This window comes from Nocardioides sp. URHA0020, from assembly GCF_000620705.1.
Lineage (GTDB): Bacteria > Actinomycetota > Actinomycetes > Propionibacteriales > Nocardioidaceae > Nocardioides.
In genome coordinates, this window is the sequence record NZ_KK211167.1 from 258,591 (window position 1) to 277,051 (window position 18,461).

The window sequence follows — 18,461 nt, forward strand, 5'->3', positions numbered from 1 at the left end:
AGCGGTAGCGTCGGAGCATGACGCAGCCCACGGTGGAGTCGGTCTGGGACTACCCGCGCCCGCCGCGGGTCGAGCCGAGCAGCGAGCTGGTCGAGGTCGAGCTCGGCGGACAGGTGATCGCGCGTACGACGACCTCGTGGCGGGTCCTCGAGACCAGCCACCCACCGACCTACTACCTGCCCGCGGACGCCTTCGGCCCGGGCGTGCTGCGTGCGACCTCCGGCAGCTCGTGGTGCGAGTGGAAGGGCGCGGCGTCGTACTTCGACCTCGTCAGCGGGGACGTCGTGGCCGCCCGCGCGGGATGGACCTACGAGCGCCCGACCGCCGGCTTCGAGGTGATCACGGGGGCCGTGGCGGTCATGGCCGCCCAGCTGGACCGGTGCACGGTCGACGGCGAGGTCGTCCTGCCGCAGCCGGGTGGCTTCTACGGCGGCTGGATCACCAGCCGCGTGGTGGGCCCCTTCAAGGGTGGCCCCGGCACGGCGGGCTGGTGAGCGGCGAAGGCCATCACCGCAGCGCAGAAGCCCGAGACCCGCGCCGGCCGCGTCGAGACGGCGCTCAGCAGCGGCCGGAGTCGACGCGGGAGAGGAGCCGGTCGGCCAGGCGGTCGCACCAGCGGCCGGACGACGGTCCGTCGTTGACGGGACCGTCGGACTCGCCGGGGTGCTTGACCCACAGGGTCCCGTCGAACGCGCCCCGGAAGACCAGGCGCGGCGCCTTCCCGACGCGCGCCCACCGGGGGTTGATCACGTCGTTGCCGTCGGCGCTCGGCTTCGCGCCGTTGCGAGACGTGTCGATGACGTAGTGCTTGCCCCGCACCTTGAGCCTGCTCAGGCCCTTGAGCAGCACGGCGGCGTACTTCTTCTCGGCCGTGGTGGACCGGAAGTTCGAGACGTTGGTGCTGAAGCCACGGGCGTAGGCGATGCCGGCGCTCTTGAGTGCCGCGGCGCGGGTGTCGTACGGCGTCCAGTTGGAGTGGCCGGCGTCGAGGTAGACCCAGGCGCCGCTCCTGGTGAGGGTCTTGGACGCGTACCTCAGCATCGCCTGCCAGCCGGCCGGCTTGGTCGCGCAGGTCGTGACGGGGCTGCTGAAGAGCGGCAGGGCGTCCGGCTCCAGGATCACGATGGCGCGCTGCTTGCGCAGGGCCAGCGAGATCTGGGCGATCCACTTCCGGTACTGCGCCGCCGTGGTGATCGGGTTGCCGGAGGAGTGGCTGCCGCAGTCGCGACCCGGGATGCCGTAGACCGTGATGACGGGTGTCTTCTTCGCGGCGAGGGCGCGCTTGGTGTAGGCCCGCACCTTGGACCGCACCTGCCCGGTCGGGTAGGCCTCGGGGATCACCCAGAACGCCTGAGACTTCGTGCCGATCCTGGTGCGGTAGACGCCGCCCTGCTTGGCCGCGGGCATCAGCCGGTCGACGAAGAGCCCGCGGGTCCGCCGCGGGTCCTTGGCCTTCTTCGCGGCCACGGTCCGCTCGGTGTGCGCGGGAGCCGGCTGCGCCTCCACCGGAGCGGTCAGGCCGAGGGTCCCCACCGCCAGGACCGTCAGCAACACGAGGGCGCGAGGGGTCCGGGTCCGAGAGAGCACGCCTCAGGGTACGTGCTCAGGGCGTCGGCTGGTCATCCTCGCGAGGACCGAAGATGCACAGCTCGTCGAGCTGCTCGGCCGACAGCGGCAGCCCCCAGGCCTGCATCTGGGCGCGCGAGCGCCGGGAGAAGATCGCCCGGAAGACCTCGTAGTCGTCGAGGTCCGCCGGGACGCCCGCCGTACCGAACTTCATCGGCGCGACCGCCGCGAGGACCGGCGCCCACATCTCTGCGGGAGGTACGCCGAGCCCGAGCGCCTCGTGCAGGTCGGCGTGGTGGACCGCGATGTCCCAGACGACCGCAGGCCGCGGGTTGTCGACGGTCGACTCGGCGACCGCGTCCTGGTTGGCGGCCATCTCGTCGGTGAGCTCGCCGAGGGGCCGTCCCCGGCGTTCGGCGACGTGCCGCGCGGTCCACGTCGGCCCGGGCGCGCCCTCGGTGCGACCCGACAGCGAGTCGGCCGGTCCGCCGGCCAGGTGGGCGACCACGTCCTGCACGGTCCACTCCGGGGACCCCGGCACCGTCGTCGCGAGGGCTGCCCGGTCCAGGCCGCTCACCAACCGGGTGACCGCCGCGACGTTGGCACGGTAGAGATCACCCCATGCCGTCTCGCGCTCAGCCATGACCTCACGGTAGGCACCGGCAGGCATTTCGGGAAGGGTGGTCGTAGCGAGGTCGCGCCGTTCGTGGTGAGGGTGAGGACACCACCACCGAGGAGGAGCCATGACGCAGTACCTGTTCAGCGTGCACCACGGCAGCGAGGCCTACGACCGGACGCCGGAGGAGATGCAGCCGTCCTGGGACGCCACCGGGCGCTTCAACGACAAGGCCGTCGCGGCCGGCGTCTTCGTGTTCGCCGGCGGCCTGCAGCCCGCCGAGACCGCCACCACCGTCGACGCGCGGGGGGAGGCGCCGATCATCACCGACGGTCCCTACCTCGAGACCAAGGAGTGGATCGGTGGCTTCTGGGTCCTCGACCTGCCCGACCTGGACACGGCGCTCCGGTGGGCGACCGAGGCCTCTGCCGCGTGCGGCGAGGCCGTCGAGGTCCGCCCGTTCCACGGTGACTGAGCGCCGTGGGTGAGCAGCCGCTCCTCGCGGTCGAGCGGATCTACCGCGAGGAGTACGGCCGGATCGTCGCCTCCCTCGTCCGCCGCTTCGGCGACCTCGACGTCGCCGAGGACGCGGCCGCGGAGGCGCTGCTCGTGGCCCTCGAGCGGTGGCCCACCGACGGCGTACCGCCCAACCCCGGCGGCTGGCTGACGACGACGGCGCGCAACCGCGCCATCGACCGGCTCCGTCGGGAGTCACACCGCGACGCCAAGCACCAGGCGGCCCTCACGATGCACGACGACACCCCGCACGAGCCGACCGGCCCGGTGGAGGACGACCGGCTCCGGCTGATCTTCGCCTGCTGCCACCCCGCCCTCGCGCCCGAGGCCCGGGTGGCCCTGACCCTGCGGCTGCTCGGCGGGCTCACGGTGGCCGAGGTGGCTCAGGCGTTCCTGGTCGCCGAGACCACGATGGCCCAGCGGATCACCCGGGCGAAGCGGAAGATCAAGGACGCCGCCATCCCCTTCCGGGTGCCCACCGCCGACGACCTGCCGACCCGGATCGAGGCGGTGCTCGCGGTCGTCTACCTGGTCTTCAACGAGGGCTACCTGTCGTCGTCGGCCGACGCCGACCCGGTCCGCGCGGAGCTGACCGGCGAGGCGATCCGCCTGGGCCGGATCCTGCGCGGGCTGCTGCCCGAGGAGCCGGAGGTCGCGGGTCTGCTCGCCCTGATGCTGCTGACCGAGTCGCGGCGTACGGTCCGGGTCGCGGGCGGCGAGCTCGTGTCCCTGCACGAGCAGGACCGCGGCGGCTGGGACCGGGCCCTGATCGCGGAGGGACACGCGCTGGTCCGGGAGTGCCTGGCGATCAACCGCCCCGGGCAGTACCAGCTGCTCGCCGCGATCAACGCCGTCCACACCGCCGCACCCGAGGCGTCGGCCACGGACTGGTCGCAGATCGCCGCGCTCTACGCGCAGCTGTACGCCGTGGTGCCCAGCCCGGTGGTGGCGCTCAACCGGGCGGTCGTGACCGCCGAGCTCGACGGCCCGGAGGTCGCCCTGGCGGAGGTCGACCGGCTGGGCCTGACGACGTACCACGCCTGGCACGCCACCCGTGCCGACCTGCTGCGCCGCCTCGGCCGCAGCGCCGAGGCGCGGGCGGCGTACGACGACGCGATCGCCGCGACCGACAACGTCGCGGAGCGCGCCTACCTCGCCCGCAGGCGTGGCAGTCTGGCCCCATGACGCCCCTGGTGCTCCCCGCGGACGACGACGCGCAGGACTGGGTCGCGACCCGTACGACGGACGGGCTGGCCGCCGCGCGCACGCTGGTCGACCGGCTCCGCGAGGCCCCACCGGACACGACGCTGGAGCTGGTGCGGCAGTGGGACGAGATCTCGCGCCGGCTGGGCGACGTCGCGGCCGTCTCGTCGCTGTGGGCCAACGTGCATCCCGACGAGGCGGTGCGCACCTCGTGCGAGCAGGCCGAGGTCGAGGTGGACCGCCTGGTCACCGAGCTGCGCCAGGACCGCGCGCTCTACGACATCGTCGCGGCGGCGGATGCGACCGGCCTCGACCCGACGGCCGCCCGGCTCCTCGACAAGACGCTCGACGACTTCCGGCGCGCGGGCGTCGACCTGGACGACAAGAGCCGCCGGCGGCTGAGCGAGATCAACGAGCGGCTGACCGAGGTGGGCCAGGAGTTCGGCCGCACCATCCGCGACGACGTGCGCACGGTCCGGGTGCCTGCGGAGCGGCTGGCCGGGATCCCCCAGGACTGGCTGGACGCCCACCCCGCCGACGCCGACGGCCTGGTGACGGTGACCTCCGACTACCCGGACTCGCTGCCGGCCCGGATGTTCGTCCACGACGCCGACGTCCGCCGGCAGGTCACCGTCGCCTTCCTGCAGCGCGGCTGGCCGGTCAACGAGCCGCTGCTCGACGAGCTCTTCGCCCTGCGCCAGGAGCTGGCGACCCTGGTCGGCTACGCCGACTGGGCGTCGTACGACGCGGACGTGAAGATGATCAAGCGGGGCTCGGCGATCCCGGAGTTCATCGACCGGATCGCCGAGGCGGCCGACGCCCCGATGCGGCGCGACCTCGAGCTGCTGCTGGAGCGCTACCGCCGCGACGTGCCCGGCGCCACCGCGATCGACACCGCCGACTCGCTGTACTACGAGGAGCTGGTCCGGCAGGAGCGCCACGACGTCGACTCCCAGCGGGTGCGGACCTACTTCGACTTCCCGAAGGTCCAGCAGGGGCTGCTCGACGTGACCGCCCGCCTCTTCGGCGTGACCTACGAGCCCGTGACGGACGCGAGCGTCTGGCACGACGAGGTCACGGCGTACGACGTGCTGCGCGACGGCGCGCGGATCGGCCGGATCTACCTCGACCTGCACCCGCGCGAGGGGAAGTACAAGCACGCCGCTCAGTTCACGCTCGCCGACGGCCTGGCCGGGCGGCAGCTCGCCGAAGGTGTGCTGGTCTGCAACTTCTCCCGGGGGCTGATGGAGCACGACCACGTCGTCACGCTCTTCCACGAGTTCGGGCACCTGCTGCACCACGTGCTGGCGGGTGCGGGGGAGTGGACCCGGTTCGCCGGGGTCGCGACCGAGTGGGACTTCGTCGAGGCGCCGAGCCAGATGCTCGAGGAGTGGGCCTGGGACGCCGACGTCCTGCGGACCTTCGCGACCTCCGCCTCCGGGGAGCCGATCCCGGCCGACCTGGTCGCGCGGATGCGCGCGGCCGACGACTTCGGCAAGGGCTACCAGGCCCGGACCCAGATGTTCTACGCCGCGATGTCGTACTGGTTCCACACCGACCGTCCGCGCGACCTGACCGCCGCGATGCGCGAGCTGCAGGCCCGGTACTCGCCGTTCGCCTACATCGACGACACCCACATGTTCGCCAGCTTCGGCCACCTCAGCGGCTACTCCTCGGCGTACTACACCTACATGTGGTCCCTGGTGATCGCGAAGGACCTCTTCTCCGCCTTCGACCCCGACGACCTCTTCGCCCCCGAGGTCGCCGGCCGCTACCGCGACCGGGTGCTCGCCCCGGGCGGCTCCCGTGACGCCGCCGACCTGGTCGCCGACTTCCTCGGCCGGCCGTACACCTTCGACGCGTACGCCGCCTGGCTGGCGCGGTAGCCCGCTCGGACTTTTTCGGTCCGGGGTCACTCGTCGGAATCACCGGTTCACCGGGGATCCCCTCACTTCTCGGCCGTTGCAACGCCTGAGAAGTGACGGGTTCACCGGTGCACAGGTGAAACCGACGAGCATTGACGGCCGGACGTCCCGGCCGAGGTCGCCTCGTCCTGATGGCGCCCGGGCGCGCCGCACCCCTCAGGCAGTCTCGTCACTTCTCGGCCGTTGCATCGCCTGAGAAGTGACGGTTTCACCGGTGCACCGGTGAAAGCCCCTTGTGCCGCCATCACCCCCGACTTACGCTCACGATATATCGCGAGCGTTACCGCGATACTCACAGACATTCTCAGCAAAGGAGTTCCGACATGGGACACCCCGGATTCAACCGACAGTGGGCGCAGTACGGCGACCAGGAACGACGCCAGCACGGAGGCCGCCGCGGCGGCGGTCGCGGCTGGGGCGAGGGCCCGTGGGCCGGCTTCGGGCCGGGCGGCTTCGGCCGACCGGGGCACCCCGGACCGCCGCCGTGGGTCGCAGGCCTCTTCGGCCTCGCGCAGGGCGACCGACAGCGGGGCCCGCGGGTCCGCCGCGGTGACGTGCGCGCGGCCATCCTCGACGTCGTCCGCACCGCCCACACGACCGATGAGCCGGTCAACGGCTACCAGGTCATCCAGCAGATCGCTGAGCGCAGCAACGGCGGCTGGCGCCCCAGCCCCGGCTCCGTCTACCCGACCATCTCGCAGCTCGAAGACGAGGGACTCGTCGAGACCGACGACACCCGCGGTCGCCGCAGCCTGCGGCTGACCGCCGCCGGCGAGACGTACGTCGCCGAGCACGCCGACGAGCTTGCCGCCGTGTGGGTGCCGTTCGAGCGGGGCGGCGACGACGAGGGCGACGCCATCACCGACATCAAGCCCGAGATCGGCCAGGTCATGGGCGCGGTCTGGCAGGTCGTCACGACCGGCAGCGAGCAGCAGCGCGCGGCCGCCGCGGAGATCCTCGCCGACACCCGCCGCCGCCTCTACGGCCTGCTCGCCGACGGCGACGAGGCGCGGGTGGGCGAGGACGAGACCGACGAGACCGACGCCGAGCGATGAACGGCGACCAGCTCCGGATCGGTGACGTCGAGCGCGACCAGGCGGCCGCCGCCCTGGGCGAGCACTACGCCCAGGGGCGGCTGACCGTCGACGAGCACGCCGAGCGGCTCGACCAGATCTGGAGTGCCCGCACCCGTGCGGACCTACGGCCGGTCTTCCGTGACCTGCCCGAGGCGCACCAGCCCTCGGCACGCCGTACGACGGGCCGCCCGCGGCTGCTCGTCCCGGTGCTCGTGGCGCTCCTGGTGCTCACCGTGCTGACCCACGCGCCGTTCCTGCTGGTCGCCGTCGTGGTCGGCCTCGTCGTGCTCACGCGCCGCCGCCGGTGGCGCGGGCCGGCTCGGCAGTGGTCCCGCTAGCGGTCCGCACCAGGAGCGTCGACCACCGACTCACCCACCAGGCCCGTCCCGGCTCAGCCGGGGCGGGCCTGGGTGTGTTCGGACGACCTCGAGTGGGTATGTACGAGCGGTGGTGACGGAGGTCACTGCTCGCCTATCTCGGAGGTGTTCATGTCTGACGTGCCCGGACGTCCCGGCCGGTCGTTGTCGCCCCGCTGGGTCGCGATCGGAGCCCTGCTCGCGCCGGCGGTCGTGCTGCCGCTCTGGGTGGCGCTCTACGACCGCGCGGACCCCACCCTCTTCGGCTTCCCCTTCTACTTCTGGTTCCAGTTCGCGCTGATCCTGCTGGCGGTCTGCCTCACGCTCCCGGCGTACTTCATCGCCTCGCACGCCGACCGCGCGGACCGGGTCCGCCACGGGCTGCCCGCCGTACCGGACGGCTCCGGCACCGACCGCAAGGCGGGTGACGCGCTGTGAAGGACGTCAACGGCGTCGTCTTCGCCGTCTTCATCTTCTTGTTCCTGCTCGTCACGGTCCTCGGCTTCGCGGCCGCGCGCTGGCGCCGCGCGAAGGCACTCGACAGCCTCGACGAGTGGGGCCTGGGCGGGCGCGGGTTCGGCACGTTCATCGCCTGGTTCCTCATCGGCGGCGACATCTACACGGCGTACACCTTCATCGCGGTGCCCGCGACGCTGTACGCCGGCAGCGCGGTCGGCTTCTTCGCCGTGCCGTACACGATCGTGGTCTACCCGCTGATCTTCCTCTTCCTGCCACGACTGTGGTCGGTGAGCCACCGGCACGGGTACGTCACGCCGGCCGACTTCGTCGAGGGCCGCTACGACAGCCGGCCGCTCGCCCTGGCCGTCGCCGTGACGGGCATCCTCGCGACGATGCCCTACATCGCGCTCCAGCTGGTCGGCATGCAGGTGGTGCTGGAGGTGATGGGCATCGGCACCGACACCGGCAACTGGTTCGTCAAGGACATCCCGCTCTTCATCGCGTTCATCGTGCTCGCGGCCTACACCTACTCCAGCGGCCTCCGCGCGCCGGCGCTGATCGCGTTCGTCAAGGACACGCTGATCTACGTCGTCATCATCGTCGCCGTGATCTACCTGCCCTCCCAGCTCGGCGGCTGGGACAGCATCTTCTCCACCGCCAACGACAGCTTCGCCGCGTTCAACAAGGAGAACGCCGACGCGATCGCGGCCGGCGACGCGGCCCCCAAGGCGATGATCCCGCCGGCGACGGCCCAGTGGGCCTACGCCTCGCTGGCCCTCGGCTCGGCGCTGGCGCTCTTCATGTACCCGCACTCGGCGACCGGGGTGCTGTCGACGCGCAGCCGCTCGGTGATCCGGCGCAACGCGGCGCTGCTCCCGGCGTACTCGTTCCTCCTCGGCCTGCTCGCGCTGCTCGGCTTCGTCGCGATCGCGGCCGGGGTCAAGGTCGCGAACCCGCAGCAGTCGGTGCCGCAGCTGTTCGAGAACGAGTTCTCGCCGTGGTTCGCGGGCGTCGCGTTCGCGGCCATCGTGATCGGCGCCCTGGTGCCCGCGGCGATCATGTCGATCGCGGCGGCCAACCTGTGGACGCGCAACATCTACAAGGCCTTCATCAACCGCGGTGCCACGCACGCCCAGGAGGCCAAGCAGGCCAAGCTGGTGTCGCTGCTCGTGAAGTTCGGGGCCCTGGTCTTCGTGCTCGCGCTGTCGAAGGACTTCGCGATCAACCTGCAGCTGCTGGGTGGCGTCTGGATCCTGCAGACCATGCCGGCGATCGTGATCGGCCTGTACACGCGGTGGATGCACCGGTGGGCGCTGATGGCGGGCTGGGCCGTGGGCATGGCGTACGGCACCTGGCTCGCGTACGGCGTGAAGTCGCCCGTGCAGGACCACTTCGGCGGACCGCTGGTCAACTTCCCGGGCACGGAGACCAAGGTCTACATCGCGCTGGTCGCCTTCCTGCTCAACCTGGTGGTGGCGGTGGTCCTGACCGTGGTCCTGCGGGCGATGAAGGTCGACGAGGGCGTCGACCGGACCCGACCGCAGGACTACCACGCGGACGCCGGCGACCCGGGGGTCGAACCCGAGCTCGACCCGGAGGTGCCGGCGCACGCGTAGCGGCTATTCACAGGCTGTATACACCTAGTGTATATATGGGGACATGTCACTCGGCACGGTGCTCCTGGGAGTTCTCGCGGACGGCCCCCTGCACGGGTACGACCTGAAGCGTGAGCACGACGAGCGTTTCCCCGCGGCCCGACCGCTCGCCTACGGGCAGGTCTACGCGACGCTGACCCGGCTCCAGCGTGACGGCCTGGTCGAGACGTTCGAGACCCGTCAGGAGGCAGGACCCGAGCGCACCGTCTACGCGATCACCGACCTGGGTCGCGACGAGTTGGCGCGTTGGCTGGACGAGACGGAGCAGCCCGGTCCCTATGCCGCCGACGAGCTGGTGCGCAAGACCATCACCGCGCTGCACGCCGGGGCCGACAGCCAGCGCTATCTTCGTCGCCAGCGCGCCGTCCACCTGACCGCGATGCGCGACCTCACCCAGCAGCGTGCGGCGGCGGCCGAGGTCGGCACCCGGATCGCGCTCGACCACACGTTGGCCCACCTGGACGCAGACCTGCGGTGGCTTGAGGAGACGCGCGAACGGATCGCGCACGACGATGGGGGACCCACGTGACGACCGATCCGGTGGAGCCGATCCTCTCGGCCCGAGGACTCCACAAGTCCTTCGGTCGTACGCCGGCGCTCAACGGCGCGTCGCTGGTGCTGCAGCCTGGTGAGTCGGTGGCGATCACCGGCCCGTCGGGCAGCGGCAAGTCGACCCTGCTGCACTGCCTGGCCGGAGTCGTCCGCGCGGACAGCGGCATCGTCACCTTCCGTGGGACGCGGCTCGACGAGCTGACGACCGACGACCGGACTCGGTTGCGGCGGGTCAGCTTCGGCCTGGTGCTGCAGTTCGGGCAGCTGGTGCCGGAGCTGAGCGCGGTCGAGAACGTCGCGCTCCCGTTGCTGCTCGAAGGGCGTCCGCGGGCCGAGGCCGCAGCATCTGCCCTCCAGTGGCTGGAGCGGCTGGAGGTGGGACAGGTCGCCGGCTCCCGCTCGCTGGCGATGTCGGGCGGCGAGGCGCAACGGGTGGCGATCGCCCGGGCCCTGGTCACCTCGCCGGACATCGTGTTCGCCGACGAGCCGACCGGCGCACTCGACACCGTGACCGGCGAGCTCGCCCTCGACGTGCTCGTGAAGGCGATCAAGGAGACCGGCGCCGCACTCGTCCTGGTGACGCACGACAACCGGGTCGCCGCGGTCGCCGACCGCGAAGTGGTGCTGCGAGATGGAGTCGTCGAAGACGAGACCGACCACCCGGGCGCGGCCGGATGAGACCGCTCGCGCTCACGATCGTGCTCGCCGCGGGCCGAGGCCGCGCCGCGCTCGTCGTCGGCACCACGGCCGTCACCTCCGGCCTCCTGCTGGTCGCGATCTCGATCGCCCGCCTCCCGGGCTACGACTACGCGAATGCCAGTGGGTACTCCTACAGCAACCAGGACCGGCTGCTCGCGCCGCTCGCCGACCCGGGCACCCGTCCGGGTGCCGTGCTCGCCGTCATCCTCCTCATCGTCCCCGTGCTGCTGCTCCTCGACCAGGCGGTCCGGCTCGGGTCGGCCGGCCAGCACCGGCGCTACACCGCACTGGCAGTCGCCGGTGCGACCCGCCGGGACCTGAGGGGCTGGGCCGCGACCGAGATCGGCGGTCCCGCTCTGGCGGGGGCCACGCTCGGCATCGGCGTGTGGTGGCTCCTGCGCGAGCTCCTCGGCAGGCAGCTCTCCGAGCACTCGGCGGCCTTGGTGCCGACGTCGGTTGGACCCGGGCCCTGGACCATCCTGGTCGTCGTCGCCGTGGCGGCGTACGGCGCCCTCGTCGGCCGGCGTGCTGGCTCACGGGCGACGGCCGACATCGAACGCGGTCGGGACCGGCCGCCGCCGCGACCCTGGCCCGCGCTGCTGCTGGTCGCCGGCTGCCTGGTCCTCAGCGGCCGCCTGGGGATCGAGGTCACCGATCTCGCCGCGATACTCGCGGCGGTGGTGTTCTTCGTGGCGGGTGCGATCGGACTGGCCCCCTGGGCCGCCTACCGGGCGGGCGGCCTCGCCGCCCGGCACGCGCGCAGCGCCCGGATGCTCCTGGCGGCCCGTCGGCTGCAGGCCGACCCACGGCCGGCGGGGCGCGCCGCCGCTGCCGTGGGTGCGGTCGCCCTGGCGGCCGGGGTGCTCGGGGTGTTCGTGGTCGACATCGCGACTGCCGGCGACTACGGCGACGTCGAGGAGTACCTCGTCCCCGCTGCGATCGTCGGGGTGTGTGCCCTGCTGGCGGCCGCGATGATCGCGGTCTCCATCGCCGTCCACTCGGTCGAGACGACGCTCGAACGCCGGCGCGAGATGGCCGCGCTGGTCGCGACCGGCGTGCCGGTCGCGACGGTGGGCGACGCCCAGCGGATCGAGGGCTTCCTCACCACGCTGCCACTCACGGTGGCTGGATCCGTCGTTGGCGCACTGGGGTACGGCTTCTTGATCGCGGCGTCCGGGATCGCCTTCGCGGGCGGGCTGCTGGCGACGCTGGTCAACGTTCTCGTGGTCGCCTTCCTGGTCTGGCTAGCGAACGTGCTCGTGCGTCCCTGGCTCGACGCGGCCGTCGAGCCAGGGAACCTGCGCACCGAGTAGGGCCTACAGCAGCAGCCTGTCGACGAACGCGCTGGTGAAGACCCGAGCCGGGTCCAGGATGTCGAGCATCGCGCGCGCCGAGTCCCAGTTGTCGTTGAGCGGGTAGCCGGTGCGGAACGTGGTCGGCACCTTGGTGTCGACCACGTCGTCGGACGTCCAGGCCCCAGAGCTGGTGTAGCCCCAGCCCTTCGACCACTCGGGCCGGACGTCGGCGTACGACGCGTAGTTGCTGTAGATCCACTGCTCCATCTCGGCGTAGAACTCGTCGGCGTACGGCGTGCCGGGCAGCGTGAGGATGTCGAGCCAGACGGCGCTGTCCCACTCGGGGTGGTCGGGCCGCGGCCGCAGGGCCGACAGCTGCGCCGAGCGGGTCGCGCCGACGTCGCCGGGCCGGTCGACGCCGGTGACCCGGATCTCGACCGGCCCGTTCATCGGGAACCTGCCCTGGCTGCGGTAGTCGTCGAGCCGGGTCGAGTAGCGGGACGTGAACTCATGGATGACCCGCTGCACGTCGGCCCGCTTGCAGAGGATGGCGTAGCCGTTGGCCGTGACGCGCAGGGTCGAGGGGCGCACGTAGAGCAGCAGGTTCTTCGACCAGCCCCAGATGTCGTAGGTGAACGTGGTGACGAGCCCGGCGGCGACGATGTTGTAGTTGAGGTCGCCGAAGCCCGGGGTGTTCGCCGGGTTGCTCGAGACGATCTGCGCCGACAGGTCGAAGATCGACTGCGGCAGGTTGTCGCTGAAGGTGTAGTTGTACGGACTGGTGACCTGCCGGGAGAAGAACGGCTTGGACGGCGCGACGCTCCACACCTTCAGCCACGGCTTGGCCGTGAACGGGAACCAGATCGCCTCGACGCGACCGGCGGAGCGGAGATAGCTGTCGAAGGTCTTGCCGCCGGACCCCGCCGGGGCGAAGAGCTCGGTCGCGGGGACGTCGAACCAGCTCTGGCAGCGCAGCCGCTGGTTGGCGCCGGCCTGCAGCACGACCTCGGTGATGAACGACCGGCCGACGTGCGCCATCAGGGCGCCGGCCTCGACGTCGTTGCGCTGGTAGGTCCGGAGCACGTACGACGAGGTCGCGGCGTCCCAGACGACCGCGGTGATCTGCTGGACCAGGTTGCTGACCGAGCCGTACGTGTGGCCGGCGGGCCTCGTCTCGCCGGTCCTCGGGACGGCGGTGCCGTGGCCGTCGATGGCGAGGACGCCGCCCACGGTCAGGTCGCCGGGGGCGGGGGTCGCCGTGAGGCCCAGGCCGGCGGCCTCCAGCGCCGTGAGCATCGCCAGCATCGTGGCCCCGGTCTGCACCCGGACCCGCGAGGTCGCGGTGTCGACCGAGATCGCGGTCAGCCTGGACTTGGTGTCGACGAGCACGACGTCGGCGGCGTCGCTGCCGTCGGCGGCGAGGGAGAGGGGTGACCAGTTGTGCGAGCTGCCCTTCGCCCGCAGTCGCCAGCCGTGGGCGCGCGCCCAGTTGGCCAGCGTGACGACGTCGGCCGGGGTGCTCGGCGTACACGTCCAGACGCCGTCGACGGCGATCGCTCCCGACCAGTTCCGGTAGGACTGCTGGAAGAGCGGGATCCCGCTCGGGAAGGTCGGTGGCGTCGGCAGGGCCGCCTGCGCTGCCGGGATCTGCTCGAACGGGATCCAGGCGGCGACGCCGACGGCCGCCGCTCCCTGCAGTACTCGTCTTCGCGAGAATCCGCGCTGGCTGGTGTCGTCGTTCATGGGCGGGTGCTCCCTCTCCGGAGTGTCCCCACATCCCGGTGTGACGCAGGTCACTGTAACGAGTTCTAGTTTCGGGCCGCACTGGTCATTTCGGGCCAGTCCGGACGCCTCCTTGTGCGGTGGCCGCGGGTAGCCTCGCGCCGTGAGCACCCCTGCATCGACGGAGCCCTCGTTCGACCTCGGCCAGGACCACCTGGACCTGCGCAGCTGGGTCCACGACTTCGCCGCGGAGGTGGTCCGGCCGGCGGCCTCGGAGTGGGACGAGCGCGAGGAGTTCCCGTGGCCGGTGCTGGAGGAGGCCGCGAAGATCGGGCTCTACTCGCTGGACTTCATCGCCTCCCAGGCCGCGGACGAGACCGGGCTCGGCTTCCCCATCACCATGGAGGAGCTCTTCTGGGGTGACGCCGGGATCGGGCTGTCGATCGTCGGCACGTCGCTCGCCGCCGCCGGCGTCCGCGCCAACGGCACCGACGAGCAGGTGATCGAGTGGGTGCCCCAGATGTACGGCTCCCCCGGGGACCTCAAGCTCGGTGCGTTCTGCTCCTCGGAGCCCGACGCCGGCTCCGACGTCGGCGCGATGCGGACCCGCGCGACGTACGACGAGGCCACCGACGAGTGGGTCCTCAACGGCACGAAGACCTGGGCGACCAACGGCGGCATCGCCGACGTGCACGTCGTGACCGCGGTCGTCGACCCGGACCTGCGCACCCGCGGCCAGGCGAGCTTCGTCGTACCGCCCGGCACCGCGGGCCTGAGCCAGGGCCAGAAGTTCAAGAAGCACGGCATCCGGGCCTCCCACACCGCCGAGGTCGTGCTCGACCAGGTGCGGGTCCCCGGCCGCTGCCTGCTCGGCGGCAAGGAGAAGCTCGACGCCCGGCTGGCGAGGGCGCGCGAGGCCGTCCGGGACGGCGCGCTCGGCGCCTCCCCGGGGACCGGGGTCAAGGCGAACGCGTCGATGGCGACCTTCGAGCGCACCCGTCCCGCCGTCGGCGCCCAGGCGATCGGCATCGCGCGCGCGGCGTACGAGGTGGCCCTCGACTACGCCAAGACCCGCGAGCAGTTCGGCAAACCCATCATCGAGAACCAGGCGATCGCCTTCATGCTCGCCGACATGGCCGTCTCCATCGAGGCCTCGCGGCTGCTGGTCTGGCGGGCGGCGTGGATGGCGCGGCAGGGCAAGCGGTTCGACCAGGCGGAGGGCTCGATGTCGAAGCTGTTCGCGGGCGAGACGGCCGTCAAGGTCACCGAGCGGGCGATGCAGATCCTCGGCGGCAACGGCTTCACCCGCGAGTACCCGGTCGAGCGGATGGCGCGCGACGCCAAGATCTACACCATCTTCGAGGGCACGTCCGAGATCCAGCGGCTGGTGATCGCGCGCGCCGTCTCGGGTGCGCCGATCCGGTGAGCCGCTTCCGCGGCCACATCGCCGGGGTGGGTACGACGAGCGGCGTGCGGGTCGTCGTCGGGCGCTGGGACGAGTCGCCGTACGGCACCTTCGCCGACGTCATGATCGAGACGGCCGCCGGGCACCGGGTGCTGCTCGCGCCCAGCCAGGAGGTGGCCGACTTCGTCGCGTCGACGTACACCTTCGACGAGGTGCGGATCGAGCCGATCGCTCTCGACGGCTGGGTCGTCGGCTCCCCGTCCCTGTCGATCGAGCTGGCCGTGGGCCGCCGGACCGGGCTCGGTCGACTGCTGCGGCTGGTGCCGGCGCGGCTCGCCGAGAGCCCCGCCTGGTGCACCCTCACCGACCCGATCGCGCGGGTGGTGCTGCGCGGCGTACGCACGCGGGGGTCGGCGGGCAACGGTCGTCGCGAGTGGTACGGCGCGACCGACGCGCACGAGGTCACCGCCGCGGCCGGCAGCTTCGACGGCGCCGACCTGGGGACCCTGCGGCCGGTCACCCCGGCACCGCGCTTCGGCTTCTCCTCCACTCCGGCCCGCCCGTCGGTGACGGCGGTCGTCACCACCGTCAGCGACTGACTCCTCGGGCACTTCTTCAGGTTCTCGGGCTCTGCAGAGACCCAGAACCTCAGGGATACCCGGTTAACCGGGTATCCCTGGCCGGGCTCACCCCCGCACCGCTGGCAGCACGACCTCGCAGACGGCGCGCAGGCTCTCCCACGAGGGCTCGGCCGGGAGGCCGCCGCAGGCGGGGTGGCTGGTGACGAGCCGGACCTCGCCGGAGCGGCAGCGCTCGACCAGGTCGTCGGCGGTGACGACGAGGTAGACCCCGGCCGCGCGCATCTCCTCGACGGTGCGCGAGTGGTCGACGACGTACGACCCCGCCTCGCCGTGCCACTCCTGGTACGCCGTCGCGTCGGCCAGCAGGTGGTGACCGTGGCGCTCCCAGAACTCGTCGGGACGCGCCGCGACGAAGACGTTGGCCGGGCCGCCGTCGGGGGCCTGGAGCACGAAGCCCGGCTCGCGGCCGGCCCCGCGCGCGGTCTCCTCGTATGCCGCCTTCAGCTCCGCCGATCCGTGCTGGGGCTGGAAGTTGAGGCCCAGGCGCGCCGCTCGTCGAGCCGCCGCGAGCGAGCCGCCGCCGTAGAAGAGGAAGGGGTGCGGCTGCGAGTACGGCGCCGGCGTGGTCGTGCCGGACCGCCAGGCCTCGAGCACGGCGGTGATCCGGTCCTCGATGTCCGCCCCGCGGCTCGACCACGACCGCCCGTAGAGCTCGTACTCGACCGGTCGGTAGCCGAGTCCGAACGTGTAGGCGACCCGGCCCCGGCTCAGGTGGTCGAGCACGGCGATGTCCTCGGCCAGCCGCACCGGCTCGTAGAGGTTGACCAGCAGCGCCGAGACCGTGATCGGGACCGTGCTGGTCACCGCCGCGAACGCCGAGGCCACCAGCAGCGGGCTGGGCAGGTAGCCGTCGTCGGCGGCGTGGTGCTCGGAGATCATCAGCGCGTCCATGCCGTGGGCGTCGACGTACGCCGCCTGCTCCACCGCGCGGGCGAAGATCTCCTGCCGCGCGGCCGGGTCGGCGCCCGGGGCGCGGAAGTCGTAGCGGGTGGCGAACTGCGTACGAGGCATGGGCCCAGCCTCCCAGAGGTACTGGAACTTGTTCTCGTTCCAGTCGATCGTCGGCCGACTCCTCAGGCCCGGGTGGGCGCCGCCGATCGAGGAGGTGTCCGAGACGGAGCTCGGACCTCGATCGCAACCACCCTGGGGGACACGGATGTCCGCGCACCCGATCGCCGACCTCTGGCGCGCCTCGAAGAAGAAGCCGAAGAAGCACCGGCCCACGAAGCACAAGCCGAAGAAGAAGAAGCCGAAGCGCAAGCCGACGCCCAAGCCCAAGCCCAAGCCGACGCCCAAGCCGACGCCGACCGGCTACACCCCCGGCAGCTACCCGCGCACGCCGCTGCTCGCGACCCCCGCGCGGCACCTGGCGAACCGGTTCAGCTACGGCATCACCCCCGCCCTCGCCGACGAGGTCCGGACGGCCGGTGGCCACCTGGCGTGGTTCGACCAGCAGCTCGCGACGGCGTACGACGGCAGCGCCGACGACCTGTGCGACTGGTGGCCCGACCTGCACCGCGACGCGGCCGACCTCTACCAGCGCAGCGTCAACAGCGTCCGGAGCGGCTCCGAGGTCGCCCAGGACTACGGACGACGCTCGCTGATGCGCCGGGTCACGTCGCCGCGCCAGGTGCTGGAGGTGATGACGGAGTTCTGGGAGAACCACTTCCACGTGCCGGCCACCGGCGACAACACCTACGTCTTCCGGGCGCCGTACGGCGAGGTCATCCGCGCCGGCGCCCTCGGCCGGTTCGACGACCTGCTCAAGGCGGCCGTCCTGCACCCGGCGATGCTCTTCTACCTCGGTGCCCACGCATCGACCCGGACCAAGCCCAACGAGAACCTCGGGCGCGAGCTCCTCGAGCTGCACACCGTCGGGATCGGCAGCTACGGCGAGGACGACGTCAAGGCCTCCGCCCGGATCCTCACCGGCTACAAGGTCGACGCCTACAAGACCTGGGCGGCGTCGTACGAGACCTCGTGGCACTGGACCGGCGCCGTGCAGGTGATGGGCTTCTCGGACCCGAACGCCGGCTCCGACGGACGGTCCACCACCCAGGCCTACCTCACCTACCTCGCCCACCACCCGGCCACGGCACACCGGATCGCGCTCAAGCTCGTGCGCAACTTCGTCAGCGACACGCCGCCGGCGGCGCTGGTGGACCGGCTCGCGCAGGTCTACCTGGACAACGACACGGCGATCCGGCCGGTGCTGCGGGCGCTGGTCCGGTCGGCCGAGTTCGCGGCCGCCGTCGATGCCAAGCTCCGCGACGCCGACGAGGACATCGCCGCCACCTACCGGCTCCTCGGCGTCCGGGTGGCCGTCCCGACCGGGCCGGACTCCGGCGCCAACCAGATGTACTGGCAGGTGCGAGCGTTGGGGCTGGCGCCCTTCTCGTGGCCGCGCCCGGACGGCCAGCCCGTCGACAACGCCGCGTGGGCGTCGCCGACGCGGGTGATCGCCTCCATGTCGCAGCACTGGAGCATGGCCGGCGGCTGGTGGCCCAACCAGGACGTCACGTTCCGGACGCCGGCGTCGTGGCGACCGCAGCCCACGCCGGTGGCCTTCCGGGACCTGGTCGACCACCTGTCCCGGCTGCTGCTGCACCGCCCCTCGACGGCCCGTCTGCTGAAGGCGTGCTGCGAGGCCGCCGAGCAGAGCCCGGGTACGCCGATCGGCGCCACCCACGACCTCTACGGCTGGCGCTGGCCGCGCCTGGTCGGCGCCATCCTCGACAGCCCCGACTTCTACGCCCGATGACCGAGAGGAGACGA

General features: G+C 72.0%; 18 protein-coding genes. 14 read left to right on the plus strand and 4 right to left on the minus strand.

Going from position 1 to position 18,461, the window contains the following annotated elements:
- Positions 1-17 precede the first annotated feature (17 nt).
- Positions 18-494 (plus strand): DUF427 domain-containing protein, encoded by a 477-nt coding sequence (locus tag N542_RS0110000; RefSeq protein ID WP_028643801.1) that lies wholly within the window; start codon positions 18-20, stop codon positions 492-494.
- Positions 495-558: 64 nt separating this feature from the next.
- Here N542_RS0110000 and N542_RS24255 read toward each other — a convergent pair whose 3' ends face one another.
- Positions 559-1,587, minus strand: coding sequence for a glycoside hydrolase family 6 protein (locus N542_RS24255; protein WP_197025921.1), 1,029 nt, complete (start codon positions 1,585-1,587; stop codon positions 559-561).
- A 16-nt stretch (positions 1,588-1,603) separates the two neighbouring features.
- Positions 1,604-2,209 (minus strand): maleylpyruvate isomerase N-terminal domain-containing protein, encoded by a 606-nt coding sequence (locus N542_RS0110010; protein WP_028643802.1) that lies wholly within the window; start codon positions 2,207-2,209, stop codon positions 1,604-1,606.
- Between the two features lie 100 nt (positions 2,210-2,309).
- Between N542_RS0110010 and N542_RS0110015 the strand changes: the two genes are divergently transcribed.
- From N542_RS0110015 to N542_RS0110060, 10 genes are all read left to right on the plus strand, one after another.
- On the plus strand, positions 2,310-2,657 hold the full coding sequence (locus N542_RS0110015) for a YciI family protein (protein WP_028643803.1): 348 nt from the start codon (positions 2,310-2,312) through the stop codon (positions 2,655-2,657).
- A 5-nt stretch (positions 2,658-2,662) separates the two neighbouring features.
- Positions 2,663-3,883 carry an RNA polymerase sigma factor gene (locus N542_RS0110020; RefSeq protein WP_155992968.1) on the plus strand — a complete coding sequence of 407 codons (1,221 nt, stop codon included), beginning with the start codon at positions 2,663-2,665 and terminating at the stop codon, positions 3,881-3,883.
- Positions 3,880-5,787, plus strand: a complete 1,908-nt coding sequence (locus N542_RS0110025; RefSeq protein ID WP_028643805.1) for a M3 family metallopeptidase — start codon at positions 3,880-3,882, stop codon at positions 5,785-5,787. The genes N542_RS0110020 and N542_RS0110025 overlap by 4 nt, the downstream gene beginning before the upstream one ends.
- A 362-nt stretch (positions 5,788-6,149) precedes the next feature.
- Positions 6,150-6,881, plus strand: coding sequence for a PadR family transcriptional regulator (locus N542_RS0110030; RefSeq protein WP_028643806.1), 732 nt, complete (start codon positions 6,150-6,152; stop codon positions 6,879-6,881).
- Positions 6,878-7,240, plus strand: a complete 363-nt coding sequence (locus N542_RS0110035; protein WP_028643807.1) for a DUF1707 SHOCT-like domain-containing protein — start codon at positions 6,878-6,880, stop codon at positions 7,238-7,240. The genes N542_RS0110030 and N542_RS0110035 overlap by 4 nt, the downstream gene beginning before the upstream one ends.
- A gap of 150 nt (positions 7,241-7,390) precedes the next feature.
- Complete coding sequence (locus N542_RS24260; protein WP_081795156.1) at positions 7,391-7,696, plus strand: DUF3311 domain-containing protein; 306 nt, start codon at positions 7,391-7,393, stop codon at positions 7,694-7,696.
- A complete protein-coding gene (gene mctP / locus N542_RS0110045) occupies positions 7,693-9,333 on the plus strand; it encodes a monocarboxylate uptake permease MctP (RefSeq protein WP_028643808.1) in 1,641 nt (546 codons plus the stop codon). Before N542_RS24260 ends, mctP begins: the two co-directional genes overlap by 4 nt.
- Before the next feature lie 43 nt (positions 9,334-9,376).
- Positions 9,377-9,901, plus strand: coding sequence for a PadR family transcriptional regulator (locus tag N542_RS0110050; RefSeq protein WP_028643809.1), 525 nt, complete (start codon positions 9,377-9,379; stop codon positions 9,899-9,901).
- Positions 9,898-10,602, plus strand: coding sequence for an ABC transporter ATP-binding protein (locus N542_RS24265; protein WP_081795119.1), 705 nt, complete (start codon positions 9,898-9,900; stop codon positions 10,600-10,602). Before N542_RS0110050 ends, N542_RS24265 begins: the two co-directional genes overlap by 4 nt.
- Entirely contained in the window at positions 10,599-11,936 is a 1,338-nt protein-coding gene (locus N542_RS0110060) for an FtsX-like permease family protein (protein WP_028643810.1), read from the plus strand. Before N542_RS24265 ends, N542_RS0110060 begins: the two co-directional genes overlap by 4 nt.
- Before the next feature lie 3 nt (positions 11,937-11,939).
- Here N542_RS0110060 and N542_RS0110065 read toward each other — a convergent pair whose 3' ends face one another.
- Complete coding sequence (locus tag N542_RS0110065; protein WP_028643811.1) at positions 11,940-13,661, minus strand: cholesterol oxidase substrate-binding domain-containing protein; 1,722 nt, start codon at positions 13,659-13,661, stop codon at positions 11,940-11,942.
- A 142-nt stretch (positions 13,662-13,803) separates the two neighbouring features.
- Between N542_RS0110065 and N542_RS0110070 the strand changes: the two genes are divergently transcribed.
- Positions 13,804-15,066, plus strand: coding sequence for an acyl-CoA dehydrogenase family protein (locus tag N542_RS0110070; RefSeq protein WP_028643812.1), 1,263 nt, complete (start codon positions 13,804-13,806; stop codon positions 15,064-15,066).
- Positions 15,063-15,644: a hypothetical protein gene (locus N542_RS0110075; RefSeq protein WP_028643813.1), complete on the plus strand. Its 582-nt coding sequence runs from the start codon at positions 15,063-15,065 to the stop codon at positions 15,642-15,644. Before N542_RS0110070 ends, N542_RS0110075 begins: the two co-directional genes overlap by 4 nt.
- 87 nt (positions 15,645-15,731) lie before the next feature.
- Here the strand turns inward: N542_RS0110075 and N542_RS0110080 are convergent, their stop codons facing one another.
- On the minus strand, positions 15,732-16,697 hold the full coding sequence (locus N542_RS0110080) for an LLM class flavin-dependent oxidoreductase (RefSeq protein ID WP_028643814.1): 966 nt from the start codon (positions 16,695-16,697) through the stop codon (positions 15,732-15,734).
- A gap of 145 nt (positions 16,698-16,842) precedes the next feature.
- On the opposite strand from N542_RS0110080, the gene N542_RS24270 reads away from it, so the two are divergent.
- Positions 16,843-18,447, plus strand: coding sequence for a DUF1800 domain-containing protein (locus tag N542_RS24270; protein ID WP_051551582.1), 1,605 nt, complete (start codon positions 16,843-16,845; stop codon positions 18,445-18,447).
- The last annotated feature ends 14 nt before the right edge of the window (positions 18,448-18,461 follow it).